The sequence below is a fragment of the Patescibacteria group bacterium genome (assembly GCA_023473585.1).
Classification (GTDB): Bacteria; Patescibacteriota; Microgenomatia; order JAMCYU01; family JAMCYU01; genus JAMCYU01.
Window position 1 is genome coordinate 35,918 of sequence record JAMCYU010000005.1, and the last position, 23,305, is coordinate 59,222.

Consider the following 23,305-nt stretch of genomic DNA (forward strand, 5'->3'; position numbering starts at 1 on the left):
ACTAAATTAAGACGTTTGCGTCAATACTATCGGCCCTTTGGCCGTGATCGCGATGGTATCCTCGAATAAACCGGAAAGCTTGCCGTCTTCCGTCTGAATTGTCCAGCCATCGTCATTTCGGTAAACGACCTGCGCTTTCCCTTGATTATAGATAATCTCAACCGCCAACGTCATCCCTTCTTTAAGTTTTGGCGTCTTCTCGACTTTGTCTTCCAAAAAACAAGGAATTGCCGGTTCTTCATGTAAATTTTTGCCGATACCGTGACCGGTTAAGGCTCTCACCGATGAATAACCTTCCTTTTCCACGGTTTCCTGAATAATCGCGGAAAGATGACCGATATGCTTACCGACCAAAGCCTGGTTTATGGCTTTTTCCAGTGCCTTTTGTCCTGTTTTCAAAAATTTTAATTTGTTCTTTTCTTTTTGTTCGCCAACGATAACCGTTTGGGCCATATCGCTATGAAACCCCTGATAAAGCATCCCGATATCAATCCCTAAAAGGTCGCCTTCTTTTAACTTGTAGTCGCCAGGTATTCCATGAACCACGATGTCATTAACGCACATACAACTGGCCCATTTATAGTCTCGCACCTTTTTAAAAGACGGTTCGCCCTTTTGGCTGATCAGTTTGTCGGCCAAACGATCTAGTTCTAAAGTGCTTACCCCCGGCCGAACATTTCTTTTAACTTTCTCCATCACGCCGGCTAAAATTTGACCCCCTTTTTTCATGATTTCCATCTCTTCTTTGGTTTTAAGAGAAATCATTTCATCCCCTTGGTTCTTTGCAAAATTTTGCTAACGACTTCAGGAATACTTAAGTTGGTCGTGTCCAAAACCCAAGCATCATCAACAACTTTTAAAGGATCTGTTTTCCTTTCCGTATCTTGAGTGTCTCTTTTAATCGTCTCTTCTAAAACACAACCAAAAGACTTTTCGATACCCTTATTCTTAAATTCTTTATATTTTCTTTCCGCTCTTTCTTCTTGATCTGCGGTCAGATAAATCTTAAGATTGGCCAATGGCAAAACACGGGTCGTAATATCCCTGCCTTCCATCACCACGCTTTCACCTTTGGCTAATTTTTTTTGTTTTTCAACCAAAAGCTTTCTAACTTGAGGCAACGTGGCCACCACCGATGCTCCCCATCCCATCTCCGGTTTCCTGATAACCGAAGAGATGTCCTGGCCATTAAGAAAAAGACGTGATTTCTCAAATTCGATCTTCGCTTTTTTTAAAAGAGCAACGACTTTCTTTTCATCTTTTAAGTCAATTTTTTGAGCCGTTGCCAAAAAGGCAGTGGCCCGATACATGGCTCCGGTATCAATATAGATTATCCCTAATTTGTCGGCTAAAATTTTGGCAATCGTTGATTTTCCTGCCCCAACCGGACCATCAATGGCAATCTGCAAAAGTTTCTTCATTTTTTCAGGCGGGATAAGATATCCTGGCTGATTTCTTCAACCGACCTTTCCCCGTTAATTTCTTCCAAAATCCCCAGCTTTTGGAAAAAATCCAAAACCGCTTTTTCACCCTGATAATACATTTCCAGTCTTTGTTTTATCCGTTCTGGTGAATCATGAAGCTCGTTGCTTCCGGCATGCAAAGGTCGGCCTCTTTTCAAAAGTCTTCCCATCGATTCCGAAGGTGAAATCTTAAGATAAATCGCCTTTTCAATCTTATAACCGTATTTATCAATTTTGTTAACCAAAAATTTGGCCTGGCGTAAGTTTCTGGGAAAACCGTCAATAATCCAGCCGTCTTTGGTTTTTTTAAGTTTATTTTTCCAAAGAACAAACATTTCACTGTCGGGGACATACTTCCCTTCAGAGAGCGACCTAAGACAGGCGGCGCCAATTAAGCCCTTGTCAGTGGCGGCCGCTTCTCTAACCAAATCACCGGAGGTTAAAATCGGCAAATTAAGCTTTTCGGCCAAAAGTTTCGCCTGGGTTCCTTTACCTGATCCCTCCGGTCCGTAAAAAACGATATGCATAAAACTACTCCTTTAAGAAGCCGTCATAGCTTCTCATGACTAACATGGATTCAAGTTGTTTGGTTGTCTCTAAAATAACGGAAACAACAATCAAAATTCCCGTACCACCCAACATCAGTGTCGTAATCCCGGTCGTACCTCTGGCCAAAGATGGTAAAACGGCAATTAGACCAAGAAAAATCGCTCCGGCCAGGGTAATCCTGGTTAAAATATAGTTTAAGTAATTGGCCGTTGGAGTGCCTGGTCTAATCCCGGGGATAAAACCACCGTATTTTTGAATCTCCGAGGCAATTTTTTGCGGATTAAAAGTTACCGCCGTATAAAAATACGTAAAACCGATAACCAGGATAAAGTAAGTCAGATTATAAACGAGACCCGAAGGATCAAACAGATTGGCGACGGTTCTGGCTATCGTTGACACCGTTTGATTTGGTGTCTGTTCTAAAAAACTGGCAAACATGGAAGGCAAAAGAATTAAAGAAATGGCAAAAATAATGGGAATAACTCCGGCCTGATTAACCCGTAAAGGCAAATGAGTTGAACCGCCACCATACATTTTACCACCTCTAATCCTTTTGGCATAAGCCACGGAAATTTGTCTTGTCCCCTCATTAACGACAACAATTCCGGCAATAACCACCACGGCCATTAAGGAAAAAACAATGATATTGGTTATGTTTTCTGCCGAAGTTACCGAAACTGTTTGCCCTAAAGCAATGGGAAGTCTTCCTACAATCCCGGCAAAAATCAACATAGAAATCCCGTTACCGATCCCATTTTCCGAAATAAGTTCTCCCAACCACATTAAAAGGATCGTCCCGGCAATCATGGTTGTGATTAGTCCTATTAAAAGCTGTGGTGACAAATTGCCGATAATTTTTTGATTGCGCAATAAAGCGTACATCCCGATCGCCTGAAGTAAAGCCAAAGGAACGGTTAAAAAGCGGGAATACTGATTGATTTTTTGTCTGCCGTATTCTCCTTCCTTGGCTAATTCTTCTAGTTTGGGAAAGACAATCTGTAAAAGTTGTAAAATAATCGTCGCGTTGATATAGGGATTAAGTCCTAGGGCCATAACGGAAAAATTAGCCAATGTTCCTCCTGAAAAAATATCCAAAAGCCCTAAAAGCTGATTTTGCGTAAAAAGTCTGCGTAAGGCCACCAGATCAACTCCGGGAATAGGAACATGAGCGAAAATTCTAAAAACAACGAAAATGGCTACGGTGAAAAGAATTTTTCTTCGTAAATCGGGAATTTTAAAAGCATTAATAATCGGCCCTAAGATTTTATTCATGCTTCAATTTTACCTCCGGCTTTAAGAATCTTTTCTTTGGCGCCCCCGGAACAGGGAAGTTTAACAATTAAAGGAATTTTTACTTCTCCGTCGCCTAGAATTTTAACCCCGAAGGCCTTGGCCTCCTCTTTTTTGAGAATATTCGCTTTAATCAAGGCTTCCAAATCAACGACGCTTCCTTTAGTCAAAAGATTTAAATATTTAACATTAATAATAATGGGGTCAATCTTCAGCGACTTATTTCTGCTCTTACCTCTTTTTAACGGCAATCTTTTAATTAAGGGTAATTGACCGCCCTCAAAACCCATTTTTATTTTACCTCTGGCTTTTTGCCCCTTAGTCCCGCGCCCGGCGGTTTTACCTCGTCCAGAACCATGACCACGACCAAGTCTTTTTTTTGATCTGGCGGTTATTTTAGGTAAATCATTCAGTTTCATTAATCCTCCTTAGTTTTTTTAAAGCCTCAAGGGTCGCGTAAACGTTAGAGGCTTGATTATCACTGCCTAAAACTTTAGAAACGATGTCTTTAATCCCCGCCGCTTCAACGACAACCCGAACGGCTCCGCCGGCAATAACCCCTGTGCCGGCTGGAGCTGGTTTCAGCAAAACCAAAGCGGCACCTCTTTTAATTCTGATTTCATGAGGAATTGTCGTTCCTCTTAAAGGCACGGTAATTAAATGTTTTTTCCCGTAAGCCACGCCTTTTTGAACGGCATTGGAAACTTCGGGTGCTTTACCCAGGCCAACGCCAACCCGACCCTTTTTATCGCCAACGACCACAATCACGGAAAAGCCGATTTTATTTCCGCCCTTCGTCTTTTTGGAAACGCGATTAACCTGAACCACTTTTTCCTCAAATTCCTGTTCCATATTTTGATTAGAGGTAGACCAATTATTGCTCTTGACTCCTTTATAGTTTAGAATTTTAGACCTCCTTCTCTTGCTCCTTCAGCTAAGGCTTTAACACGACCATGATATTTGCATTTTCCCCGATCAAAAAAAACTTCACTGGCTTTTTTAGCAAAAGCTTTTTTAGCTAAAATTTTGCCTAATTCTTTCGCTTTTGCCGTTTTTGTCCCTTTAAAGTCTTCCTTAAGATCATGGCCACTTACGGCCGCTAAGGTTTTCCCCGCCTGATCGTCAATAACTTGGGCGTAGATATATTTATTTGAGCGAAAAACTGAGAGTCTTAGTCTTTTCATTTTTTATTTACCTCCGCTACCACCGGCAGCCCCTAGAGTCTTGGCGACTTTACCCAATTTTCTTCTGATTTTCTCTTCCTGGTATTTAATGCCCTTGCCTTTGTAGGGTTCGGGCGGACGAATCCGGCGAATTTTAACGGCCACCTCGCCCACGAGCTGTTTATCGGCTCCCGAAACTTGAATTTTATTTTCCGAAACGCTGAAAGAAATACCCGTCGGCGCTTGAACTTTAACCGGATGCGAAAAACCCACCGTGAGAACGAGGGTGTCGCCTTCAACCGAAGCTCGGTAACCCACCCCAACTAATTCTAAGGTTTTTGTCCAACCTTGAGAAACACCCAAAACAGCGTTGGCAATTAAAGTTCTGGTTAAACCCCAAAGATTGGCCTGGTTCTTGTCTGTTTTACAAATAACCTGTCCGTTGTTAATGGTAACCTCAACTAAAGATGGCAGGAAAAGCTTGACTTCTCCTTTGGGACCGGAAACCATTAATTTCTCTCCCTCTTTTTTAAGGTTAACATCCGAAGGTATCGTGATGGGTAACTTGCCTATTCTTGACATATTTTTTACCAAATTTTACAAATCGCTTCTCCGCCTAAATTCTTGGTCTTAGCTTCTTGACCGGTCATCAAACCTTCGGGTGTAGACATAACGACAATCCCTAAACCACCCAAAACTTTAGGAATTTTGGTTTTTCCCAAATAAACTCTTAAACCCGGTTTGCTGACTCTTTGGATATCGGTTAAAACCGGCTTCTTGCCTTCATATTTTAACGTCAAAATAAGATTTTCCACAAATTGATTCTTTATTTTTTCGGTTTTGACGTTTTCTAAAAATCCTTCCTTGACTAAAACCTTGGCCAAATTTTCTTTAAATTTTGAAGCCGGAACTTTGACTTCGGCTTTTTTAGCCAGATAACCGTTTTTGATGCTGGAAATAAAATTAGCAATTGGATCAATTGACATATTTTTTTACCAGGAAGCTTTAGTCACTCCCGGTAGTTCTCCTTTATTAGCTAGTTCCCGAAAACATAATCGGCAAAGACCAAATTTCCGCATGTAAGCTCTCGATCGGCCACAAAGCTGACAACGGTGATGATCTCTAACCGAATATTTTTGCGGTTTTTTAAATTTAACAATATTGGAAACCTTAGCCATTCTTTGACTCCTTTCGCTCTCTTAGCGATAAATTTCTTGCTCTCATTACGGTTTACCCTGAGGTCGCGCCGACTGGCGACCGAAGGGCATTCCAAATTCTTCTAAAAGACTTTTTGCTTCTTTGTTATCTTTAGCGGTTGTCACCAAGGTTAACTCTAAACCTCTAATTTTATCAATTTTGGCATAATCGATTTCGGGAAAAATGATGATTTCGTTAATTCCCAACGTATAGTTACCCTTGCCGTCAAAACCGGACTCGGGAATACCCTTAAAATCTCTGACCCTGGGTAAAACAATCGCCACTAATTTTTGTAAGAAATCATTCATCCTTTTGCTTCTTAAGGTAACTTTCAAACCGATCGGTTCGCCTTTTCTTAATTTAAAAGCCGCAATGGCCTTTCGGGCATAAGTCGTCATCGGTTTCTGACCAGTAATTTGCTTGAGTTGTTCACTCATCGAATCTAAAGCCTTTTTATCCACCATGGCTTCTTTTAAACCGACATTAAGAATGATTTTTTTAAGTTTTGGTTTAGCCAACGGATTCATTATCTAATCACTCCTTTGCACTTTCGACAGATTCTTAATTTGGAAAGATTTTCTTTCTTATTGCCCTCTTCAATTTGATAACCAACGCGGGTAGGCTTACCGCAACGCAAACAGATAAGGGCAATTTTCGCCGTATCCAAAGGTTTGGTAATATCAATAATTCCGCCCGGTTTCCCTTGTCCCTGTGGTTTCAAATGTTTTTTATAAAGATTAATTCCGGTCACCAAAACCTTTTGACTTTTGGGAAAAACTTTTTCAATTTTTCCTTTTTTGCCCTTATCTTTACCTATGGTTACGATGATTTCATCACCCTTTTTAAATTTCATTTTTAATAAACCTCCAAAGCCATGGAAATTATTTTGTTAAAACCCAATTCTTTAAGTTCACGAGCAATCGGGCCAAAAATTCTTGTTCCTCTCGGATTTTTATCCTGAGGATTGTCAATAATCACGGCCGCATTGTCATCAAATCTGATATAAGAACCATCTTCTCTCCCGACTTCTTTTTTCGTCCTGACCACGACAGCCTTAACCAACTCGCTGTCCTTAACGACACCGGTTGGAGACGCCCCCCTGACAACACAGGTAATAATTGAACCGATGGTGGCAATTTTTTTATTGCCACCAAAAACATGAATTAAAATTAAGCTTTCCGCACCGGTATTGTCGGCTGGTTTCAAAACTGTCCGTAATTGGATCATCTTATAACCTCCAGGATTTTGAAATGTTTTCTTTTAGAAAGCGGTCGTGTCTCGCCGATTCTCACGATATTACCGACAACCACCTCTTTGTCATCAAGGTGAGCCAGGATTTTTTTGTTTTTCTTGACCAGTTTTTTATATAAAGGGTGCGGTCTTAAGAATTCCGTTTCGACCGTGACTGTTTTTTTGGATTTATCTGCCCTTATGACCTTACCGGTTAAAATTTTCGTCATGCTTTTTCTCCTTGATCATTTTTTTCCGCAATTAAAGTCTCTGTTTGGGCCTTTTCCCTTCTTAAGTTTTTTAAACTTCTGGTATTTTTTAATTTACCGGTTAAAATTTCCAATTTTGTCTTTAACAACCTTTCCTTGATTTCCATCAAGTCTTTAGATAATTCTGATAAATTTTTTTGCCTGGCTTCTTTTAATTTATTTCTTTTCATAAAATTCTGTTTTTAACGGCAACTTGGCCGCTGCCATTCTCATGGCTTCCTTAGCAACTTCGTGAGTTACTCCGGCCATTTCAAATAAAACTCTTCCGGGTCTGACAACGGCAACGTAATCGGCGACATCTCCTTTGCCGCTTCCCATTCTGGTTTCGGCTGGTTTTTTAGTAATCGGCTTATCAGGAAAAACCCTAATCCAAATCCGGCCTCCTTTTTGGGTAAAATGCGTTAAGGCTCGTCTGGCGGCCTCAATTTGGCGGCTGGTTAACCAACCGGCGGCCTTGCTTTTGATCCCATAATCGCCAAAATCGATTTGATTACACCGCATCGACATCCCCCTCCTTTTGCCCCTGAATTGTTTGCGAAATTTAGCTCTTTTAGGTACTAACATAAATTATTTTAAACTATTTTTACAAATCCAGACCTTAACGCCGATATAACCCGAACGGGTTAAGGATGGATAGCTTGCAAAATCAATATTCTCTCTTAAAGTTGATAAGGGCATCATCCCGGTTTTATAAGTCTCTCTTCGAGAGATGTCCGCCCCGCCGATTCTTCCGGAAAGAACAATTTTAATTCCCTTGGCTCCAGCCGACATCACTTTATCCATGGTCACGTTAGCAACCCTTCTTTGCGGCAATCTTTTGGCTAATTGCTCAGCAATGTTTTGCGCCACTAAATAAGCATCTAAATTTGCTTCCTTAATTGGCTCAACCTTAATTTCTAATTTTAATTTTGATGGTGATTTTTGATCTTCTTTATTCGTTGGGACAAGCAAGTTGCCAAGAAATTTTTTGACTTCTTCTAAACCAGCCCCGCCTCGGCCGATAACCACACCGGGGCGAGAAACATGTAGGGTAATATCAATTTTATTAATTGATCTTTCAATCTCTATTTGGGAAATTCCCGCCGTTCTAAGTTTGGTAACTAAAGCTTTACGGATTTTTACATCCTGTAAAATTAAGTCTTTATATTGTTTGTCGTCAGCAAACCAACGGGAACTCCAGGTAAACAAATTTCCCAATCTGAAGACTTTAGGATTTATCTTTTGTCCCACTTTTTTCTCCTTTCGTCAAGACTTCTTGATCCTCCAAAACGATCTTGATGTGGCTGGTCCGTCTTTTGTATTGATGAGCCGTACCTCGGGAAACGGCCCGGAAACGTTTTAAAAATGGGCCACCGGTCACTTCAATCGTTTTAATCGTTAATTTATTTTTATCTAGCTTAAGATTATTTTCCGCATTGGCGATCGCTGATTTTAAAGTTAAAAATAAAGGTAAACTGGCTGATTTATTCATCAATTTTAAATGCTGCAGGGCTATTTCCGGTTTCAAAGCCACAATCGCGTCAGCCACCAAACGAATTTTTTTAGGTGACAAATGAACGTATTTTGATAAAGCGACAATTTCGGTCATAAATTTTTTAAGTTTTTGTTAAAGTTCTTTTCGTCACTTGCCCATGACCATGGAAAACGCGCGTGGACGAAAATTCACCCAAGCGGTGTCCGACCATGGCTTCAGAAACAAAAACTTCTTTAAAGTCTCTCCCGTTATGAACCAAAAATTTATGCCCCACAAATTCTGGCGGGATTTGACTGGATCTGGCCCAGGTTTTGATGGACTCCTTTTGTCCCGTCTCTTTTTGAGCCATAACTTTTTTTACTAATTTTTCGTCAATATAGGGACCTTTTTTTGTTGATCTTGACATAAATTACCTCGCCGTATGAACGATATATTTATCGGAATATTTGCCTTTTTTTCTGGTTTTACCTACCGCTGGTCTTCCGGCAAAGGTTTTAGGCCCTGGCATACCAATACCCGAACGACCTTCACCGCCACCATGCGGATGGGAATCAGGATTTTGGGCAACTCCCCGAACCGTCGGCCGAATTCCCCGCCAACGTTTGGCTCCGGCCTTCCCAAATTTTTTAAGTTTCCAATCTAAAAGACCGACCTGACCGATCGTGGCTAAACAATTTTTATTAATTCGCCTCACCTGTCCGGAAGGCAATTTAATTTGCGCAAATTCATCTTCCTGAGCCAAAACCATAGCCGCTGTTCCGGCAGATCTGATAATTTGCGCTCCTTTACCGGGCACAAATTCAACGTTATGAATTTGTGTTCCCATCGGAATTTTTGAAAGCGGAAGGGTATTACCAATCTTTAATTCTGCTTCCGGACCGGAAACTAAAATTTCCCCAATTTTTAAACCGTCAGGCGCCAAAATATAGCGCCTTTCTCCATCATTATAACCCACCAGGGCAATATTAGCAGTCCGGTTGGGGTCATATTCAATCGCCAAAACTCTGGCCGGCATGCCAATTTTCTCTCTTTTAAAGTCAATCTGGCGTAAAAAGCGTTTTTGCCGACCACCAATATGCCTGACAGAAACTTGTCCGTGGCTACCCCGCCCGCCGCTTCTTTTAAGAATTTTGATTAAACTTTTCATCATTTCTTAACCTCTTTTTTATCTTTAACTTCTGGTTTAGGCAAATCTTCAGTCCCCTGAACCTCAAATAAATCAATTTTTTGATCGGTCGGCAGCCAAATAAAGGCTTTTTTCCAAGCACTGGTTTTTTGGGTCTTTAATTTTTTACCGACACGCCTTGTTTTACCCTTAACTCTGGCGGTTTTAACTTTTAAAACTTTCACCTTAAAAGCTTTCTCAACCGCTTGTTTGATCTCTGGTTTAGAAGCCTCTAAAACGACTTCAAAAGTATAGCAACTTTTGCCAGCTTGATTTAAGGATTTTTCTGAAATAATCGGTCTGATTATAATTTCTTCTCTATCCATATTTCCTCAATTTTAGAAACCGCTTCTTTGGTTAAAATGACTTTATCGCAGGTCAAAACTAAATAGGCATTTAAAAGATCGGTCGGTAAAGTTTTTAAATTTTTAAGATTGCGGCTGGCGCGAAGAAGATTAGTTTGGGGCTGACTAACAAGAAGAATTTTTTGGTTAAGTTTACCGTTTTTAAATTCTAAGTTTAAGTTCTTAAGAGTTTTTGCCAGTTCCTTGGTTTTGGCTTCCAATTTTTCAAAACCCGCAATGATTAAAAGCTCACCTTTAGCAAATTTCGATGATAAGGCCGAAAAAAGGGCTTCTCTCTTCATTTGTTTCGGCAATTTTAAAGAATAATCTCTTGGTTTAGGGCCAAAAACGATGCCGCCGCCGACATAAATCGGCGCCTTTAAAGAACCATGGCGAGCCCGACCGGTCCCTTTTTGCCGATAGATTTTCCTGGTCGAACCGGCAACTTCACCCCTGGTTTTTGTTGAGGCCGTCCCTTGCCTTTGGTTGGCTAAATAAACTCTTACCGCCTGAGCTAAAAGTTTGTCATTAACTTTGGCGGCAAAAATCTCTTTTAATAAGTTTATTTTCCCGGTAACGCGGCCGTTCAGGTCAAAAACCGAAGCTTCCGGACCAATTTTCGACAAACCCAAAGCTTTTTCAGCTTTGGTCACGGTAACTTTTTTGACGGCTTTTTTGGTTTTGGTAATCATAATTTTACAATCGTGACTTTCCCTTTTTTGTTCCCCGGAATTAACCCTTTAATAGTTAAGATTTTTTGTTCATTATCAATGGCGACAATTTTTAAACCCCTGACGGTAATTCTGTCTTTGCCCATTCGGCCGGCCATTCTTTTCCCCTTGTAAACTCTGCCCGGCGTAGTTGTTTGGCCGATGGACCCCGGTGCCCGTTCCCGATCGGATTGTCCGTGCGTTCTCGGACCTCCGGCAAATCGCCATCTTTTAACGACACCGGCGAAGCCTTTTCCTTTCGAAAGACCGGTAACCTTGACCTTGTCACCGATTTGCAAAATTTCATCAAGTTTTTCTTGATTGTCAACCGCAATTAAGGTCACGGGAATTCTTTTCCCATCCTCGGTAAAATTTTGCGTTTGTGTTAATTTTCTACCAATAATTTTTGTCGTCATTTTCTTTAATATTTTTTAAAGCACCAAAAAAGGTGCCGACTGCACCTTTCGCTTTTAGAGAATCACCTGTGCCAGTCTGCAAATCTTAAATTCTGGTCGGTTTGATCACCTCCATATTAGATTTTGAGGATATTATAGAGGAAAAATCACGAAAATGCAAGAGTCAGTAAAGGCTATACCAAAGCTTGAAGATTCTTTTTAAGAGGCTGTTTATAAAGCTGTCTTCCTTTGCGGTTAAGCCGGGAACTTCAAAGACCTTTAGATTGTTTTTCGGCAAGCCCTCCCAGGAAAAACTAAAATCGCCGGCCAGAATCGGCCCTTCTAGGGTAAAATCCAAGGTCACTGTTTCTCCCGGTTTAATCAATTGACCGGAAGGCAAGACCAGGTCGCTCAAACGTAAGCCCGAAGCTTGGCTGGTAATAATTAACGGTTTTTCTCCCCAAATTGACTGACCGGTATTTTTTAAAATGACTTTCCCTTGAAAAAGAAAATTTGTCGTCAAAAAAGGCGGCAAGCCGATTCCGACTTGTTCCCACTTCTGTTCCTGCTCTGGTTCGCCTTGAGTTTTGGGAAGATTTTTAATCTCTTCATATTGGGGATAAGGATTACCCAAAAGATTAAACCAGGAAAAATTGGCAAAAGGATAATAAGGGTAATTCAAAATAAACGGGGTTATTGCTTTCACCTTTTCGTCAGGTAGCCAGACTTTTTCAAAGGCAAACTTTAAGTATTCGGCCGCTAATGGCGCTTCATAGAATTTATCATTTTTGAAAGAATTTTGATCATCAACAAGATGCGGCCAACCGGTTTCGGTAATAAAAACCGGTAAATTCTTCTCTAAACCAAGATAATCTTTTAAGACGGACAATTCCCAGTCATAGCCTTTAATTGAGGTGCGGCCGGTTTCCCAGGGTTTACCAACATAACCGTGATTGGGATAAGAATGGGAAACCCAACCGTCAAGATGGGAAAAAATCCCCGGAAACTGCTCGTTGACTTCCTTTAAAAATCTTCTTTCTTCAATCGTGGTTAAACTGTCAGCCGCGGCCTGATCCAAACCGGCATTTAAAATTTGAAAATCGGGGTTTTTCTCTTTAAAAAAAGTGACGGCCCGCTCCAGGATCAAACCGTATTCTTCGGGGCTGGCTTGATTGCCCCATTCTTTATTATGGTTGGGTTCATTGAAAATGATGACATACCGGTCTTTAACCGGCCAATTAAGTTTGTCTAAAAAATCAACCCATTCTCCAAGACTTTCCTCGCTTGGTTTTTCCCAGATATCACCTTTTAAATGGGTGGCAATTCTCACTAATGGTATCAGGTGCTTTTCCCGGCAAGCATTAAAAAATTTCTGCCATTTATCCTCAACTCGATCAGTCTCCTGAATGACCAAGGTGACATAGCCCCAATCGCCTCCCGAGGAATTAACTAATTCCGAAGCTTTTGCCAGATCTTCGAATTGTGTGATATGAATACCGACTTTATTATTTGGTGAAGCCAAAGCAGGCGCGGTGAAGAAAAAAAAGAAAAAAAGGGAAAGAAAAGAAACAACACGTTTCATCGTTTTCAATTTTATCACTTTTAAAGCCGGCTTTGTCCAAATTTACTTAACCGAGGGAGGGGTTTCGTAGAACCGAAGCTGGGCTAGCTTTAAACCGTCGGCATCGTAGCGCCAATAAAAATCCTTAAGTTTATCGTCAAATAAAGACATTCTTTTAATCTGACCCTTGCCTATCGTATCGGCATAGATAAATAAAAGTTGATCGGTGATATCGGTCGTTAAGTTTTGCCCTTTATTTTTGATCTGAACAAGCGTGTATAAAGAACAATAAAGTTCTTTCGTGATTGGGTCGTCAACACATTTGGTGGCTTTGGAAGCTCCACCCGGCCGACCTAAGGCCTTTGCCCAAACCGCATAGGTCGTAACCCCGCCTGATTGGGAATTGGTCGGATTGGGCATTTGCAAGCTGACAACACCATTATTACAATTGGTCTTCGTGGCCGCATAAACACCTTCGGCCATTTTTATTTCACACGCAGAAGTCAGGGGAAGAAAAATCCTTTGGTTTTCACTGACGGTTATTTTCGGAGATTTACCCTTAGGAACACCTAAAAGATCAAGATTATAACGGGTGCCCTTCGGAACCGAATTGGCAATCGCGGCAATATTTAAACCGGTTTTTTGTTGGACCAACTCTACGCCTGCCGCCATCCCCACGAGCAGAATGATTAGACTAATCATTATAAAACTTAGGTAAAAATTTTGCTGTTTGGCTCTTTTGGTCATCTTCTCAATTCCAGTATGCACCTAAAAAAGAAGTTTTGTCAAATTTTGAAACGAAGAGTTTTCTCAAGTTAAATCGCTCTGATGGCCCTCGTTATTTCCAGCCTTTGGTCCTGACCTAATTTTCTCATTTCATCGCGGATTTGATTTCTTATCTCATAAATATTAACCGACAAATCATTCATCGAAAAAGCCAGCGTGTGTTTTGATCCTTTTTGTATTTGCGTATTAACACATTCGCTGAAGATGCCGGCCATTTCTCCCAAAAAATCGTCGGGTTTATAGGCAGTTTCGATACGAAAATCCAAACTCGGTTGGCAACGACTATCTCCTTCGTCTCTTCTTAAAATTAAACCGCCCTCGATTTCCTCAAAAAATCTTCGATAATCTTGATAACAACTAGGGTCCGAAAGCGAACAGGGAACTTTAATGGCTCTTTCGATCACCAAACCGAAGGCTCTTAACGCCACTCTTTGGTTAACGGGATCATCAAAAAAGTAGGTTTTGGGTTGAACTTTGTCTTGAGTTTTTTTATCGATAATCTCTGCGAGTTCTGATTCTATCAAAGCTATCAAAACCCCATAAACAGGAATTAATCTTCGGTAGTACCTAAAAAGAAGAGTTTGGGCTTCCAGTTCCACTAATTTTTTGCCGGTTTCGGTTTGCGGACCGGTCTGATCAATGATTCGACTTAGGGCCATGATCTTACTACCATACTCAAACCAAATGGGATCAAAACCGGGAAGATTTTCAATTCTTACGCCCTCTTGGCTTGTCATATAGGCCGTATTATAGCACAAAACCGGCCATTCAAAAGAACCATAAAAGAGGTAAAAGAATTACTTTTGTGGCATAATTAAGAGGTGAAGAACAAATATCTTTGGCTTTTTACGATCATTTTCCTTATTTCCCTTATTTCTGCTTTGACTTGTTTTCTCGCTCAAAAAAACCGTCCGATAGTCAGCCCCCTGTCATCAAGGCCAACTACTAATCTTCTTTCTCTCAATCCTTTTTCCTCTCCGGTTCCCGAAGGGGAATACAATGTTTTGCTTTTGGGACAAGGAGATGTCGGTCATCCCGGCGGGAGTCTCACCGACTCGATGAATCTCCTTCATTTAAATACCGTTAAAAAAACGGTCGGGCTTATTTTTATCCCCCGCGATCTTTGGGCAAATTCAGCTGATAATTCAGACAAAATGAAAATTAATGAGGCTTATGCCAAAAGCGGTCTTAAAGGCGTTGAAAAGATCGTCAGTATGATTACGGGCTTGCCTGTTCGCTACGCTCTTATTATTGACTTTAACGGCTTTACCCAAGTGGTTGATTTACTCGGCGGCCTCGATCTTCAGGTTCAAAAGACTTTTGATGATTATTTCTATCCTGTTAAAGGCAAAGAACTTGAGATTTGTGAAAAAACCCCGGAAGAAGTCGCCAGTCTTTCGGCCAAGCTTTCCGGTTTCGAACTGGAAAAACAATTTCCCTGCCGTTTTGAACATCTTCATTTTGACAAGGGACTTGTTCACGTTGACGGCCAAACCGCTCTTAAATTTAGCCGTTCGCGCCATTCGGCTCAAGACGGAACGGATTTTGCCAGAGGGAGAAGACAGCAGGTGATTTTAATCGGCATTAAAGATAAGCTTCTTTCTCTTGAGGCTTTAAAAAGCGTTGACAAATGGTTTGGCAAATTCATTAAACTTTTAAAAACCGATCTGGATTTAGAAACCGCCAAAGCGGTGGCGGGTTTAATTATTGATCCAAACGAATATCAAATTAACCAGATTCTCCCTTCGGAAGAAAACGTTTTAAAAACAGGCAAAGGAACGGGTGGTCAATTTATTCTGATGCCCAAAGCGGGCGAGAATGATTGGAGTAAGTTTCAGGAGTTTATTAAAAAAGAATTATAGTTGTCAACCTATCACTTTTTAAAGTTCCGTGTATTTTTGGTGAGTGCCGCGGGATTTTTCAATGGGGTATTTTTCTTCGTTTTTTTTCTTTTTTCTCAAAAAAGCCTCATAAATATCAATTTCTAAATCGTGGCTCATTAAAAGCACCCACCATAAAACATCAGACAGCTCATCCGCAATGTGCTCCCGGTGGTTTTTTAAATATTGTTCGACTTCTTCTTCTGTCTTCCACTGAAAATGTTCTAAAACTTCAGCCGCCTCCAAAGCTAAAGAAATCGCCATATCCTTAGGTTTATGGAATTGTTGCCACTTCCTTTCATTTCTAAATTTGACAACTTCTTCGGTTAATTTTTTAATATCAGACATGGGTTTAGATATTAGTCTTTAGTCGTTGGCCTTTGGAAAAGACCGGGAGAAATTACATTTTGATTTCGATATCCACCCCGGCCGGAAGATCAAGATGGGCTAATTGATCAATCGTTTTATCGGTCGGCTCTAAAATATCAATCAGCCTCTTGTGCGTTCTGATCATAAAATCTTCACGACTGTCTTTGTCGGTAAAAGGAGACTTGTTAACGGAAAAATGCTGTTTGTCTGAAGGCAAGGGAATTGGCCCCACGACCTTAGCTCCGGTCCTGATGGCCGTATCTAAAATTTGCTGACAACAACCGTCGATTACCCGGCTGTCATAGGCTTTTAAACGTACTCTAATTCTGCCTTTAGGCATACTAATTACAAATCTTTTGCTGGTATCTAGTTTTAGGCGATGATTTTCGAAACAGCTCCGGCACCCACAGTGTGACCGCCTTCGCGGATAGCAAAGCGTAAACCTTCTTCCAGAGCTACCGGGACGATTAATTTAACCGTCATCTTAATATTATCTCCCGGCATTACCATTTCGACCCCTTTAGGTAAAGTTGCTTCGCCAGTCACATCTGTCGTTCTAAGATAAAATTGAGGTCTGTAACCGGTAAAAAACGGGGTGTGTCGACCTCCCTCTTCTTTCGTTAAGACGTAAACTTCTGCCTCGAATTCAGTGTGGGGCGTAATGGAACCTGGTTTGGCTAAAACTTGACCGCGCTCCACATCGTCCTTTTCAATGCCTCGAAGAAGTAAGCCAATATTATCTCCGGCTTGGCCTTCATCAAGGACTTTCCGAAACATTTCGACGCCGGTAACGACTGTTTTTTTCGTGGGTCTTATCCCGACGATCTCAATTTCCTCATTAACCTTGACTTTCCCCCGATCGACCCGGCCGGTCACCACCGTGCCTCGACCTTTGATCGAGAAAACATCTTCAACGGCCATCATAAAGGGCTTATCTAAATCTCGAACCGGTGTCGGAATATTCTCATCAACGGCTTTCATGAGTTCCACAATCTGCTCTTCAGCTTTTGGATCTCCTTCAAGAGCCTTGGCCGCTGAACCACGGATAATGGGAACTTTATCTCCCGGAAACTGATATTTGGTCAAAAGTTCTCTAACTTCCATTTCGACCAAATCTAAAAGTTCGGGGTCAGAAACCATGTCACATTTATTCAAGAAAACGACAATCGCCGGAATATTAACCTGCCTGGCCAAAAGCACATGTTCCCTGGTTTGCGGCATTGGTCCGTCTGGAGCCGAAACAACCAAAATCGCTCCGTCCATTTGCGCCGCGCCCGTGATCATGTTTTTAACATAGTCAGCATGACCCGGACAGTCAATATGGGCATAATGACGCTTTTCGGTTTCATACTCAACATGAGAAATCGCAATCGTCAAGCCCCTGGCTTTTTCTTCCGGAGCGTTATCAATTTCGTCGTATTTTAAAGCTTTAGAAAAACCTTTCTTCGCCAAAACTTGGGTAATCGCGGCGGTTAAAGTTGTTTTTCCATGGTCAACATGACCAATCGTTCCGATGTTAAGATGAGGCTTTGTGCGCTCATACTTTTTCTTTGATTCTTCTGGCATAAAAAACTCCTTTTCTTTGCCCTCCAAAGCTTAACACAAAGGGGGTTGACTTATATTATTTTAAAGTTTCGCTCATTATATCGAAAACAAGCAAAGCTTTTGCTTCGCAATAAATGAGCGAATATCTTTCTTCGATTAATTCGTGTCGCTCATTATATCGAAGATAAATGAGTGCTGCAATAGGGAAATCTCCGATTTAATGGCAGGACTCATTATACCAAAACTAACTCTGCTTAGCAATAATCTTCTCTTGGATATTTTTCGGCACTTCTTCGTAATGGGACGGTTCCATATAATAATTAGCCCTTCCCTGGCTCATGCTCCGTAAAGTCGTGGCGTAGCCGGCTAATTCCGCTAAAGGCATAAGACAAGTAATAATTCTAACCGGTCCCCGTGATTCGGTCCCCAAGATCTGTCCCCGTTTTGAGGAAACATCGCCGATAATATCTCCCATAAATTCCTCAGGCGTGGTAATTTCCACCTTCATAATGGGTTCCAGCATGGTCGGACTGGCTTGTTTCACCGCCGATTGTAAGGCCATGGAACCGGCAATTTTAAAGGCAACTTCGGAAGAATCAACTTCATGATAGGTTCCATCGTAAAGAGTCACTTTCATATCAACCAAAGGATAACCGGCAATAACCCCATTATCCATGGCTTCTTTAACCCCTTTTTGAACCGCCGGAATAAATTCGTTAGGAATCGCTCCGCCTTTAATCGCATTCACAAATTCGTAACCTTCACCTCTGGCCTTGGGTTCAATCTTGAGATAACAGTGACCGTATTGGCCACGGCCACCTGACTGACGGATATATTTCCCTTCAGCCTGAGCCGGCGCCTTAACGGTTTCCTTATAAGCAACTTGCGGCGCGCCGACATTGGCTCCAACTTTAAATTCCCGAAGCATTCGGTCAACTAAAATCTCTAAATGGAGTTCACCCATGCCCCAAATCGTTGTCTGTCCGGTTTCAAAATTACTTTTAATTTTAAAAGTCGGATCTTCTTCGGCCAATCTTTGCAGGGCATAGCCCATTTTTTCCTGATCGGATTTGGTTTTGGGTTCGATCGCCAAAGAAATCACAGGTTCGGGAAAAGTAATTTTTTCTAAAACAATCGGGTGAGTAACGTCACATAAAGTGTCGCCGGTCGTGGTGTCTTTTAAACCCACGACGGCCACAATTTCTCCGGCGTAGGCTTCAGCAATTTCTTCCCGATGGTCAGCGTGCATTAAAAGCAAGCGGCCGACTCTTTCTTGACTGTCTTTTGAAGAATTCTGAATATAAGAACCGGATTTAATGGTCCCCGAATAAATCCTCGTGTAGGTTAATTTACCCACGTGCGGATCAACTTGAATTTTAAAGGCCAAAGCGGCCAAGGCAGCATTTTTGTCAGCTGGCCGTTTTTCCGAAGCTTCGGTTTGGGGATTAAAACCAGTCACCTCCGGCAAATCTAAAGGTGAAGGCAAATAATCAACCACCGCATCCAAAAGCGGCTGAACTCCTTTGTTTCTTAAAGACGAACCGCAATAAATAGGCACTAATTTATAAGCAATCGTGGCTCTGCGCAAGGCTTGTTTTAATTCTGCCAAGGTCGGTTCTTGCCCGTTTAAATATTTTTCCAAGAGGAAATCATCGGTTTCACAGATTTTTTCAATTAATTCGTGTCGGCTTTTGATGACTTCTTCTTTTAAATCCCCAGGAATTTCCGAGGAAACATCATATTTGGCTCCCAGTTCATCAGACCCCCAAACATATGTTTGTTGAGTTAAAAGATCAATCATGCCCTTAAAGGTTTGCTCTCTGCCTATGGGTAAAGCCATAATGGCTGTCTTAACACCCAGGCGGTCTTCAATCATTTTAATTGTCCGTCGATAGTCAGCTCCGACTTTATCCATTTTATTAACAAAACAAACACGGGGAACCTTATACTTATCAGCCTGATGCCAGACTGTTTCTGACTGACTTTGAACGCCTTCTTCGGCATCTAAGACCACCACCCCGCCATCCAAAACCCGTAAAGATCTTTCAACCTCGGCGGTAAAGTCAACATGACCGGGAGTGTCAATAATATTGATTCTGTATTGGTTCTCCGGGCTTTCCGCTTTCTCTAAGGGTGGCCAAAAAGCCGTCGTCGCCGCCGAAGTGATGGTAATCCCTCTTTCCTTCTCTTGCACCATCCAATCCATAACCGTTGTTCCCTCATCAATATCACCGATCTTGTAAGTTCGACCGGTATAAAAAAGAATCCGCTCGGTTGTCGTCGTTTTCCCGGCATCAATATGGGCAATAATACCGATATTACGAACCTTATCTAAGGGTAAGATTCTTTTTTTGGTGATAACTAGTCCTGGTGTTTGTTGCGCCATTTTCCTCCAACATCTAAAAAACTGTCCGCCTTGGGCGCGACAGCTTAGCTTCAATCACAATTGGTCTTATTGTAACAAAGTCTGAAGGCAAATTCAAGAGTTATTTAGCTTTTCGTGTGGTCATAAGTTTAATCATTTCAATAAGGAAAGTAACCATTAAAACGGCAGCAAAAATCAAGAACCACTCAAAAAGGCGCAAAGGCATCGTTCCCAAAAGACGATTGAAAACCGGAAAGTAGATAGCGGCAAAAATAAGAATCAATCCATAGGCCAAACCAAGAAAAAGAAGTTTGTTGGCAAAAAAGTTTTCGGTTTGAAAAATAATCTTTTTGCTGTTTTTAAAGGCAAAGATATAAACAATATCAACCAGCGAAAGAGTGGTAAAAGCCATGGTTCTGGCCAAAACTAAATCTTTTTGGCTCTTCAGATAAAAATAAAAAAGAAACAAAGCAGCCAGGCCAGCGCTAAGACTGACGGCTAATATAAGAAATTTCATCGTTTGAGAGAGAATATTTTCTCTTCGTAACATCCTTGGACTTTCCTGCATTAAACCATTTTCCTTGGGTTCAAAACTCAAAAGAATATCCGGTGGCCCATCGCAGATAAGATGAATCCATAAAATCTGCACGACGGTTAAAGGTGTTGGTAAATTACTAATGATCGCCCCGAAAATCAAGATAATTTCCGCAAAAGAATTGGAAAGCGCATAACCAATTACTTTCTTGAGATTACTGAAAATTAATCTCCCCTCTTCACAGGCAACGACGATGGTTTTGAAATTATTATCCAAAAGAATAAGATCACCGGCCTCCTTAGCGACATCAGAGCCGCTCCCGACGACCACCCCAATATCGGCTTTTTTCAAAGCCGGAGCATCATTCACACCGTCGCCCGTCATGGCCACAATCTCTCCTTTCTCCTGCAGGGCTTTAATAATTTTTAATTTCTGGTGTGGCGTGGTGCGGGTGAAAAGAACAATTTCGTTAATTCGCTCTTTTAAGTTTTCGTCAGAAATCGTTTCCAGTTCACTCCCTTCCATAATTTGTCTGTCAGTGAAATTTAAACCTAAATTGTTGGCTATTCTTACGGCGGTGATTTGATAATCACCCGTAACAATTTTAATTTTAATCCCAGCTTGTCGGGCCGTTTCGATGGCTTCTTTGACCCCTTCTCTAAGAGGATCTTCGATACCCACTAAACCAGGCCAGGAGAAATCTTTGGTTTCCTTAAGGTTCTCTTTTTCTTTATAAGCCAAACCAATAATTTTAAGTCCTCGGCTAGCCCATTCCTTAATCAAAAAGACGATTCTCTTTTTTTCCTCTTCAGAAACTTCGCAAAAGCCCAAAACGATTTCGGCACCGCCAACAATAAAGGCCGTATCTTTGTCTTTGATTTTATTGATCGATAAAGAATATTTTTTTCGCTGTCAAAAGGCTCTTCATAAATTTTCGTCATGGAGTCGGTAATTTCTTTAGGGATTAAATGTTTCTGACTAAAAACATGGTCCCAAAAGGCCACCTCGATATTGGTCCTTTGCTGATTGGCCGACATTAAAGCTAGCAATCCTTTTATTTGGTCAACAAAATCAACCTCGATAACTTTCATTTTTCCTTCGGTTAAGGTCCCTGTTTTATCCGTACAAATAACCGAAGTTGAACCAAGGGTTTCAACCGACAAGAGTTTTTTAACCAACCCGTTTCTTTTCAAAACCCGTCTCATCCCTAAAACCAAAATAACCGTGATCGCCCATGGGGATACCTTCGGGAATCGCGGCCAAAGAAAGGACGATTGAGGTTTTCAGCATCTGCCAAAAATCTTGTCCCGACAAAAGACCAATCAAGAAAATGGCCAAACAAACAACAAAGACAAATTTAGCTAAAGACCTTATAAATATTTTTAGCTTAATTTGTAATGGGGTTGGCTCTTCTTCAATTTCGGCTAAGCTTTGACCGATTTTTCCAACCTGGGTTTCTTGACCGATGACAGAAACTCGCATAATGCCTTGACCAAAAATAATGATCGTCCCCATAAAAAGATCGTTCTCTTTCTCCTTAGTAGATTTACTTACGGCTTCTTCTTCACCGGTTAAAATCGCCTCATTAACCAGTAAATTACCTCCTTCGATTAATTTACCGTCGGCCGGAACCTTATCACCGGCTCCCAAAATAACTAAATCACCAGGAACCAAACTTTTGGCTTCAATTCTTTTTCGTAAACCACCCCTCATAACGACGACTATCGGTTTTAAGATTTGCCTAAGGGTTAGTAGTGTTTTTTGAGCGTTATATTCCTGGAAGAAACTCATTAATACATTTAAGAAAGCGACGGCTAAAATTAAAATCACGTCAAAAAATTCACCAAAAATGGCGGAAAAAAAGCCGATTAAAAAAAGGATAGCGATTAAGGGGCTTTTAAATTGTCTTAATAAAATAATTAAAGGAGGGGTTCCTTCTTCCAAAGGCAAGCTGTTCTCTCCATATTTTTCCTGTAAAGAACGTGTTTCTTCTTCAGCCAAACCGGTAAGCATGCTTTAAGTGTAACAAAAAAATGAATTTGAAGAAACAAAAAGAAAGTGAACTTACCACCTAAAATGCGCGAAGGCTTTATTGGCTTCGGCCATTTTTTGCATCTGGTCTCTTTTTTTGGCCGCTTCGCCCAAACCCGAAGAGGCATCTAAAATTTCGGCGGCTAATTTTTGGTCAAAACTTTTATACTCTTTGCTGGGGCGGTTTTGCGCCGCACCGATAATCCAACGAATAGCCAACGAGATTTTACGGTCACCCCTGACTTCGCTGGGCACCTGATATGAAGCACCACCGACTCGTCTTGGCCGAACTTCCATTCTGGGAGAAATCATGTTAACGGCCCGCTCCAAAGTTGGCAGCGGATCCTGACCTTTTTCTTTAATATTTTTCAAAGCCTCATAAAGCAGTTTTTGCGCCACAGCCTTTTTACCCGCCTTCATTACTTTATTAATAAAACGGGTCACTAAAACTGATCCGTAAATCGGATCGGCTTCAATTTTTCGCTTTTTGGCTGGACCACTTCTCATATGTTTTAAGCCACCGGTGCCGCTTCCGTAGCCACGGGCGCCGCTTCTTTCTTCGGACTAACACCTAACCCTTTAGCTTTAGTTCCGTATCTTGACCTTCCTTGTCTCCGGCCCACAACACCACTGGTATCAAATTTCCCCCTGACAATATGATATTTTACTCCCGGCAAGTCCTTAACCCGCCCGCCTCTTATTAAAACAATCGAATGTTCTGCCAGTTCATGACCGATACCGGGAATATAAGCGGTCACTTCTTGTTTGTTGGAAAGTCTTACCCTGGCGACTTTTCTTAAAGCCGAATTAGGCTTTTTGGGCGTCATGGTTTTAACGATCGTGCAAACACCTCGTTTAAGAGGCGCGGGCAAATTCTTGATTTGTCTTTTCTGCGGATTAAAGATTTTCCGCAAGGCGGTAGCCTTAACTTTGCTTAGTTTTTTCGTTCTTCCTTTTCTGACTAATTGCGAAATTGTTGGCATC

36 protein-coding genes are annotated in these 23,305 nt (G+C 41.3%); 1 reads left to right on the forward strand and 35 read right to left on the reverse strand.

Annotated elements, in window-relative coordinates; translation table 11 throughout:
- Nucleotides 1-6: 6 nt before the first annotated feature.
- The 26 genes from map to M1575_02520 all read right to left on the reverse strand — a co-directional run bounded on the left by map (nt 7) and on the right by M1575_02520 (nt 14,333).
- Nucleotides 7-765, reverse strand: coding sequence for a type I methionyl aminopeptidase (map, locus tag M1575_02395; GenBank protein ID MCL5095552.1), 759 nt, complete (start codon nt 763-765; stop codon nt 7-9).
- Complete coding sequence (gene cmk, locus M1575_02400) at nt 762-1,421, reverse strand: (d)CMP kinase (protein MCL5095553.1); 660 nt, start codon at nt 1,419-1,421, stop codon at nt 762-764. The genes map and cmk overlap by 4 nt, the downstream gene beginning before the upstream one ends.
- On the reverse strand, nt 1,418-1,990 hold the full coding sequence (locus M1575_02405) for a nucleoside monophosphate kinase (GenBank protein ID MCL5095554.1): 573 nt from the start codon (nt 1,988-1,990) through the stop codon (nt 1,418-1,420). The genes cmk and M1575_02405 overlap by 4 nt, the downstream gene beginning before the upstream one ends.
- 4 nt (nt 1,991-1,994) lie before the next feature.
- Nucleotides 1,995-3,284: a preprotein translocase subunit SecY gene (gene secY, locus M1575_02410; GenBank protein MCL5095555.1), complete on the reverse strand. Its 1,290-nt coding sequence runs from the start codon at nt 3,282-3,284 to the stop codon at nt 1,995-1,997.
- Complete coding sequence (rplO, locus tag M1575_02415; protein ID MCL5095556.1) at nt 3,281-3,721, reverse strand: 50S ribosomal protein L15; 441 nt, start codon at nt 3,719-3,721, stop codon at nt 3,281-3,283. Before rplO ends, secY begins: the two co-directional genes overlap by 4 nt.
- Nucleotides 3,708-4,154: a 30S ribosomal protein S5 gene (gene rpsE / locus M1575_02420; protein ID MCL5095557.1), complete on the reverse strand. Its 447-nt coding sequence runs from the start codon at nt 4,152-4,154 to the stop codon at nt 3,708-3,710. Before rpsE ends, rplO begins: the two co-directional genes overlap by 14 nt.
- Nucleotides 4,155-4,201: 47 nt before the next feature.
- Nucleotides 4,202-4,486, reverse strand: a complete 285-nt coding sequence (gene rplR / locus M1575_02425; protein MCL5095558.1) for a 50S ribosomal protein L18 — start codon at nt 4,484-4,486, stop codon at nt 4,202-4,204.
- A 3-nt stretch (nt 4,487-4,489) separates the two neighbouring features.
- Complete coding sequence (rplF, locus tag M1575_02430) at nt 4,490-5,047, reverse strand: 50S ribosomal protein L6 (protein ID MCL5095559.1); 558 nt, start codon at nt 5,045-5,047, stop codon at nt 4,490-4,492.
- Between the two features lie 5 nt (nt 5,048-5,052).
- Nucleotides 5,053-5,451: a 30S ribosomal protein S8 gene (rpsH, locus tag M1575_02435; GenBank protein MCL5095560.1), complete on the reverse strand. Its 399-nt coding sequence runs from the start codon at nt 5,449-5,451 to the stop codon at nt 5,053-5,055.
- 6 nt (nt 5,452-5,457) lie between these two features.
- Nucleotides 5,458-5,643, reverse strand: a complete 186-nt coding sequence (locus tag M1575_02440; protein MCL5095561.1) for a type Z 30S ribosomal protein S14 — start codon at nt 5,641-5,643, stop codon at nt 5,458-5,460.
- A gap of 45 nt (nt 5,644-5,688) precedes the next feature.
- The gene (gene rplE, locus M1575_02445; protein MCL5095562.1) at nt 5,689-6,189 is read right to left on the reverse strand and encodes a 50S ribosomal protein L5; all 501 of its coding nucleotides are present in this window, start codon (nt 6,187-6,189) and stop codon (nt 5,689-5,691) included.
- Nucleotides 6,189-6,515, reverse strand: coding sequence for a 50S ribosomal protein L24 (gene rplX / locus M1575_02450; protein MCL5095563.1), 327 nt, complete (start codon nt 6,513-6,515; stop codon nt 6,189-6,191). Before rplX ends, rplE begins: the two co-directional genes overlap by 1 nt.
- A gap of 2 nt (nt 6,516-6,517) precedes the next feature.
- A complete protein-coding gene (gene rplN, locus M1575_02455; GenBank protein ID MCL5095564.1) occupies nt 6,518-6,889 on the reverse strand; it encodes a 50S ribosomal protein L14 in 372 nt (123 codons plus the stop codon).
- The gene (rpsQ, locus tag M1575_02460; protein ID MCL5095565.1) at nt 6,886-7,122 is read right to left on the reverse strand and encodes a 30S ribosomal protein S17; all 237 of its coding nucleotides are present in this window, start codon (nt 7,120-7,122) and stop codon (nt 6,886-6,888) included. The genes rplN and rpsQ overlap by 4 nt, the downstream gene beginning before the upstream one ends.
- A complete protein-coding gene (gene rpmC, locus M1575_02465; protein MCL5095566.1) occupies nt 7,119-7,331 on the reverse strand; it encodes a 50S ribosomal protein L29 in 213 nt (70 codons plus the stop codon). The genes rpsQ and rpmC overlap by 4 nt, the downstream gene beginning before the upstream one ends.
- Nucleotides 7,318-7,725, reverse strand: coding sequence for a 50S ribosomal protein L16 (gene rplP, locus M1575_02470; protein MCL5095567.1), 408 nt, complete (start codon nt 7,723-7,725; stop codon nt 7,318-7,320). The genes rpmC and rplP overlap by 14 nt, the downstream gene beginning before the upstream one ends.
- Nucleotides 7,726-7,728: 3 nt before the next feature.
- Entirely contained in the window at nt 7,729-8,391 is a 663-nt protein-coding gene (gene rpsC, locus M1575_02475) for a 30S ribosomal protein S3 (GenBank protein MCL5095568.1), read from the reverse strand.
- Nucleotides 8,369-8,749 carry a 50S ribosomal protein L22 gene (gene rplV / locus M1575_02480; GenBank protein ID MCL5095569.1) on the reverse strand — a complete coding sequence of 127 codons (381 nt, stop codon included), beginning with the start codon at nt 8,747-8,749 and terminating at the stop codon, nt 8,369-8,371. Before rplV ends, rpsC begins: the two co-directional genes overlap by 23 nt.
- 7 nt (nt 8,750-8,756) lie before the next feature.
- Nucleotides 8,757-9,041 carry a 30S ribosomal protein S19 gene (rpsS, locus tag M1575_02485; protein ID MCL5095570.1) on the reverse strand — a complete coding sequence of 95 codons (285 nt, stop codon included), beginning with the start codon at nt 9,039-9,041 and terminating at the stop codon, nt 8,757-8,759.
- Between the two features lie 3 nt (nt 9,042-9,044).
- Nucleotides 9,045-9,782, reverse strand: coding sequence for a 50S ribosomal protein L2 (rplB, locus tag M1575_02490; protein ID MCL5095571.1), 738 nt, complete (start codon nt 9,780-9,782; stop codon nt 9,045-9,047).
- Nucleotides 9,782-10,126 carry a 50S ribosomal protein L23 gene (gene rplW, locus M1575_02495; GenBank protein MCL5095572.1) on the reverse strand — a complete coding sequence of 115 codons (345 nt, stop codon included), beginning with the start codon at nt 10,124-10,126 and terminating at the stop codon, nt 9,782-9,784. Before rplW ends, rplB begins: the two co-directional genes overlap by 1 nt.
- Nucleotides 10,105-10,836 (reverse strand): 50S ribosomal protein L4, encoded by a 732-nt coding sequence (gene rplD / locus M1575_02500; protein ID MCL5095573.1) that lies wholly within the window; start codon nt 10,834-10,836, stop codon nt 10,105-10,107. The genes rplW and rplD overlap by 22 nt, the downstream gene beginning before the upstream one ends.
- Complete coding sequence (rplC, locus tag M1575_02505; protein ID MCL5095574.1) at nt 10,833-11,270, reverse strand: 50S ribosomal protein L3; 438 nt, start codon at nt 11,268-11,270, stop codon at nt 10,833-10,835. Before rplC ends, rplD begins: the two co-directional genes overlap by 4 nt.
- A gap of 163 nt (nt 11,271-11,433) precedes the next feature.
- On the reverse strand, nt 11,434-12,831 hold the full coding sequence (locus M1575_02510; GenBank protein MCL5095575.1) for a hypothetical protein: 1,398 nt from the start codon (nt 12,829-12,831) through the stop codon (nt 11,434-11,436).
- A gap of 42 nt (nt 12,832-12,873) precedes the next feature.
- A complete protein-coding gene (locus M1575_02515) occupies nt 12,874-13,557 on the reverse strand; it encodes a hypothetical protein (GenBank protein ID MCL5095576.1) in 684 nt (227 codons plus the stop codon).
- A gap of 68 nt (nt 13,558-13,625) precedes the next feature.
- Complete coding sequence (locus M1575_02520) at nt 13,626-14,333, reverse strand: hypothetical protein (GenBank protein MCL5095577.1); 708 nt, start codon at nt 14,331-14,333, stop codon at nt 13,626-13,628.
- A gap of 84 nt (nt 14,334-14,417) precedes the next feature.
- On the opposite strand from M1575_02520, the gene M1575_02525 reads away from it, so the two are divergent.
- The gene (locus M1575_02525; GenBank protein MCL5095578.1) at nt 14,418-15,458 is read left to right on the forward strand and encodes an LCP family protein; all 1,041 of its coding nucleotides are present in this window, start codon (nt 14,418-14,420) and stop codon (nt 15,456-15,458) included.
- A gap of 18 nt (nt 15,459-15,476) precedes the next feature.
- Here M1575_02525 and M1575_02530 read toward each other — a convergent pair whose 3' ends face one another.
- The 9 genes from M1575_02530 to rpsL form a co-directional block, all read right to left on the reverse strand.
- Nucleotides 15,477-15,824, reverse strand: a complete 348-nt coding sequence (locus M1575_02530; protein MCL5095579.1) for a nucleotide pyrophosphohydrolase — start codon at nt 15,822-15,824, stop codon at nt 15,477-15,479.
- 52 nt (nt 15,825-15,876) lie between these two features.
- A complete protein-coding gene (gene rpsJ / locus M1575_02535) occupies nt 15,877-16,185 on the reverse strand; it encodes a 30S ribosomal protein S10 (GenBank protein MCL5095580.1) in 309 nt (102 codons plus the stop codon).
- A gap of 32 nt (nt 16,186-16,217) precedes the next feature.
- A complete protein-coding gene (tuf, locus tag M1575_02540) occupies nt 16,218-17,411 on the reverse strand; it encodes an elongation factor Tu (protein MCL5095581.1) in 1,194 nt (397 codons plus the stop codon).
- Between the two features lie 223 nt (nt 17,412-17,634).
- Nucleotides 17,635-19,776, reverse strand: coding sequence for an elongation factor G (gene fusA / locus M1575_02545; protein ID MCL5095582.1), 2,142 nt, complete (start codon nt 19,774-19,776; stop codon nt 17,635-17,637).
- Nucleotides 19,777-19,876: 100 nt separating this feature from the next.
- Complete coding sequence (locus tag M1575_02550; GenBank protein ID MCL5095583.1) at nt 19,877-21,073, reverse strand: HAD-IC family P-type ATPase; 1,197 nt, start codon at nt 21,071-21,073, stop codon at nt 19,877-19,879.
- The gene (locus M1575_02555) at nt 21,070-21,495 is read right to left on the reverse strand and encodes a hypothetical protein (GenBank protein MCL5095584.1); all 426 of its coding nucleotides are present in this window, start codon (nt 21,493-21,495) and stop codon (nt 21,070-21,072) included. Before M1575_02555 ends, M1575_02550 begins: the two co-directional genes overlap by 4 nt.
- On the reverse strand, nt 21,461-22,303 hold the full coding sequence (locus M1575_02560) for an HAD-IC family P-type ATPase (GenBank protein ID MCL5095585.1): 843 nt from the start codon (nt 22,301-22,303) through the stop codon (nt 21,461-21,463). Before M1575_02560 ends, M1575_02555 begins: the two co-directional genes overlap by 35 nt.
- A gap of 51 nt (nt 22,304-22,354) precedes the next feature.
- Nucleotides 22,355-22,828 carry a 30S ribosomal protein S7 gene (gene rpsG, locus M1575_02565; protein ID MCL5095586.1) on the reverse strand — a complete coding sequence of 158 codons (474 nt, stop codon included), beginning with the start codon at nt 22,826-22,828 and terminating at the stop codon, nt 22,355-22,357.
- 5 nt (nt 22,829-22,833) lie between these two features.
- Entirely contained in the window at nt 22,834-23,304 is a 471-nt protein-coding gene (gene rpsL / locus M1575_02570) for a 30S ribosomal protein S12 (GenBank protein MCL5095587.1), read from the reverse strand.
- Between the last annotated feature and the right edge of the window lies 1 nt (nt 23,305).

Coding starts and splice junctions, on each gene's coding strand:
- map (MCL5095552.1), bottom strand. CDS start 765: ATGATTTCTCTTAAAACCAAAGAAGAGATGGAAATCATGAAAAAAGGG.
- cmk (MCL5095553.1), bottom strand. CDS start 1,421: ATGAAGAAACTTTTGCAGATTGCCATTGATGGTCCGGTTGGGGCAGGA.
- M1575_02405 (MCL5095554.1), bottom strand. CDS start 1,990: ATGCATATCGTTTTTTACGGACCGGAGGGATCAGGTAAAGGAACCCAG.
- secY (MCL5095555.1), bottom strand. CDS start 3,284: ATGAATAAAATCTTAGGGCCGATTATTAATGCTTTTAAAATTCCCGAT.
- rplO (MCL5095556.1), bottom strand. CDS start 3,721: ATGAAACTGAATGATTTACCTAAAATAACCGCCAGATCAAAAAAAAGA.
- rpsE (MCL5095557.1), bottom strand. CDS start 4,154: ATGGAACAGGAATTTGAGGAAAAAGTGGTTCAGGTTAATCGCGTTTCC.
- rplR (MCL5095558.1), bottom strand. CDS start 4,486: ATGAAAAGACTAAGACTCTCAGTTTTTCGCTCAAATAAATATATCTAC.
- rplF (MCL5095559.1), bottom strand. CDS start 5,047: ATGTCAAGAATAGGCAAGTTACCCATCACGATACCTTCGGATGTTAAC.
- rpsH (MCL5095560.1), bottom strand. CDS start 5,451: ATGTCAATTGATCCAATTGCTAATTTTATTTCCAGCATCAAAAACGGT.
- M1575_02440 (MCL5095561.1), bottom strand. CDS start 5,643: ATGGCTAAGGTTTCCAATATTGTTAAATTTAAAAAACCGCAAAAATAT.
- rplE (MCL5095562.1), bottom strand. CDS start 6,189: ATGAATCCGTTGGCTAAACCAAAACTTAAAAAAATCATTCTTAATGTC.
- rplX (MCL5095563.1), bottom strand. CDS start 6,515: ATGAAATTTAAAAAGGGTGATGAAATCATCGTAACCATAGGTAAAGAT.
- rplN (MCL5095564.1), bottom strand. CDS start 6,889: ATGATCCAATTACGGACAGTTTTGAAACCAGCCGACAATACCGGTGCG.
- rpsQ (MCL5095565.1), bottom strand. CDS start 7,122: ATGACGAAAATTTTAACCGGTAAGGTCATAAGGGCAGATAAATCCAAA.
- rpmC (MCL5095566.1), bottom strand. CDS start 7,331: ATGAAAAGAAATAAATTAAAAGAAGCCAGGCAAAAAAATTTATCAGAA.
- rplP (MCL5095567.1), bottom strand. CDS start 7,725: ATGTTAGTACCTAAAAGAGCTAAATTTCGCAAACAATTCAGGGGCAAA.
- rplV (MCL5095569.1), bottom strand. CDS start 8,749: ATGACCGAAATTGTCGCTTTATCAAAATACGTTCATTTGTCACCTAAA.
- rpsS (MCL5095570.1), bottom strand. CDS start 9,041: ATGTCAAGATCAACAAAAAAAGGTCCCTATATTGACGAAAAATTAGTA.
- rplB (MCL5095571.1), bottom strand. CDS start 9,782: ATGAAAAGTTTAATCAAAATTCTTAAAAGAAGCGGCGGGCGGGGTAGC.
- rplW (MCL5095572.1), bottom strand. CDS start 10,126: ATGGATAGAGAAGAAATTATAATCAGACCGATTATTTCAGAAAAATCC.
- rplD (MCL5095573.1), bottom strand. CDS start 10,836: ATGATTACCAAAACCAAAAAAGCCGTCAAAAAAGTTACCGTGACCAAA.
- rplC (MCL5095574.1), bottom strand. CDS start 11,270: ATGACGACAAAAATTATTGGTAGAAAATTAACACAAACGCAAAATTTT.
- M1575_02510 (MCL5095575.1), bottom strand. CDS start 12,831: ATGAAACGTGTTGTTTCTTTTCTTTCCCTTTTTTTCTTTTTTTTCTTC.
- M1575_02515 (MCL5095576.1), bottom strand. CDS start 13,557: ATGACCAAAAGAGCCAAACAGCAAAATTTTTACCTAAGTTTTATAATG.
- M1575_02520 (MCL5095577.1), bottom strand. CDS start 14,333: ATGACAAGCCAAGAGGGCGTAAGAATTGAAAATCTTCCCGGTTTTGAT.
- M1575_02530 (MCL5095579.1), bottom strand. CDS start 15,824: ATGTCTGATATTAAAAAATTAACCGAAGAAGTTGTCAAATTTAGAAAT.
- rpsJ (MCL5095580.1), bottom strand. CDS start 16,185: ATGCCTAAAGGCAGAATTAGAGTACGTTTAAAAGCCTATGACAGCCGG.
- tuf (MCL5095581.1), bottom strand. CDS start 17,411: ATGCCAGAAGAATCAAAGAAAAAGTATGAGCGCACAAAGCCTCATCTT.
- fusA (MCL5095582.1), bottom strand. CDS start 19,776: ATGGCGCAACAAACACCAGGACTAGTTATCACCAAAAAAAGAATCTTA.
- M1575_02555 (MCL5095584.1), bottom strand. CDS start 21,495: ATGAGACGGGTTTTGAAAAGAAACGGGTTGGTTAAAAAACTCTTGTCG.
- M1575_02560 (MCL5095585.1), bottom strand. CDS start 22,303: ATGCTTACCGGTTTGGCTGAAGAAGAAACACGTTCTTTACAGGAAAAA.
- rpsG (MCL5095586.1), bottom strand. CDS start 22,828: ATGAGAAGTGGTCCAGCCAAAAAGCGAAAAATTGAAGCCGATCCGATT.
- rpsL (MCL5095587.1), bottom strand. CDS start 23,304: ATGCCAACAATTTCGCAATTAGTCAGAAAAGGAAGAACGAAAAAACTA.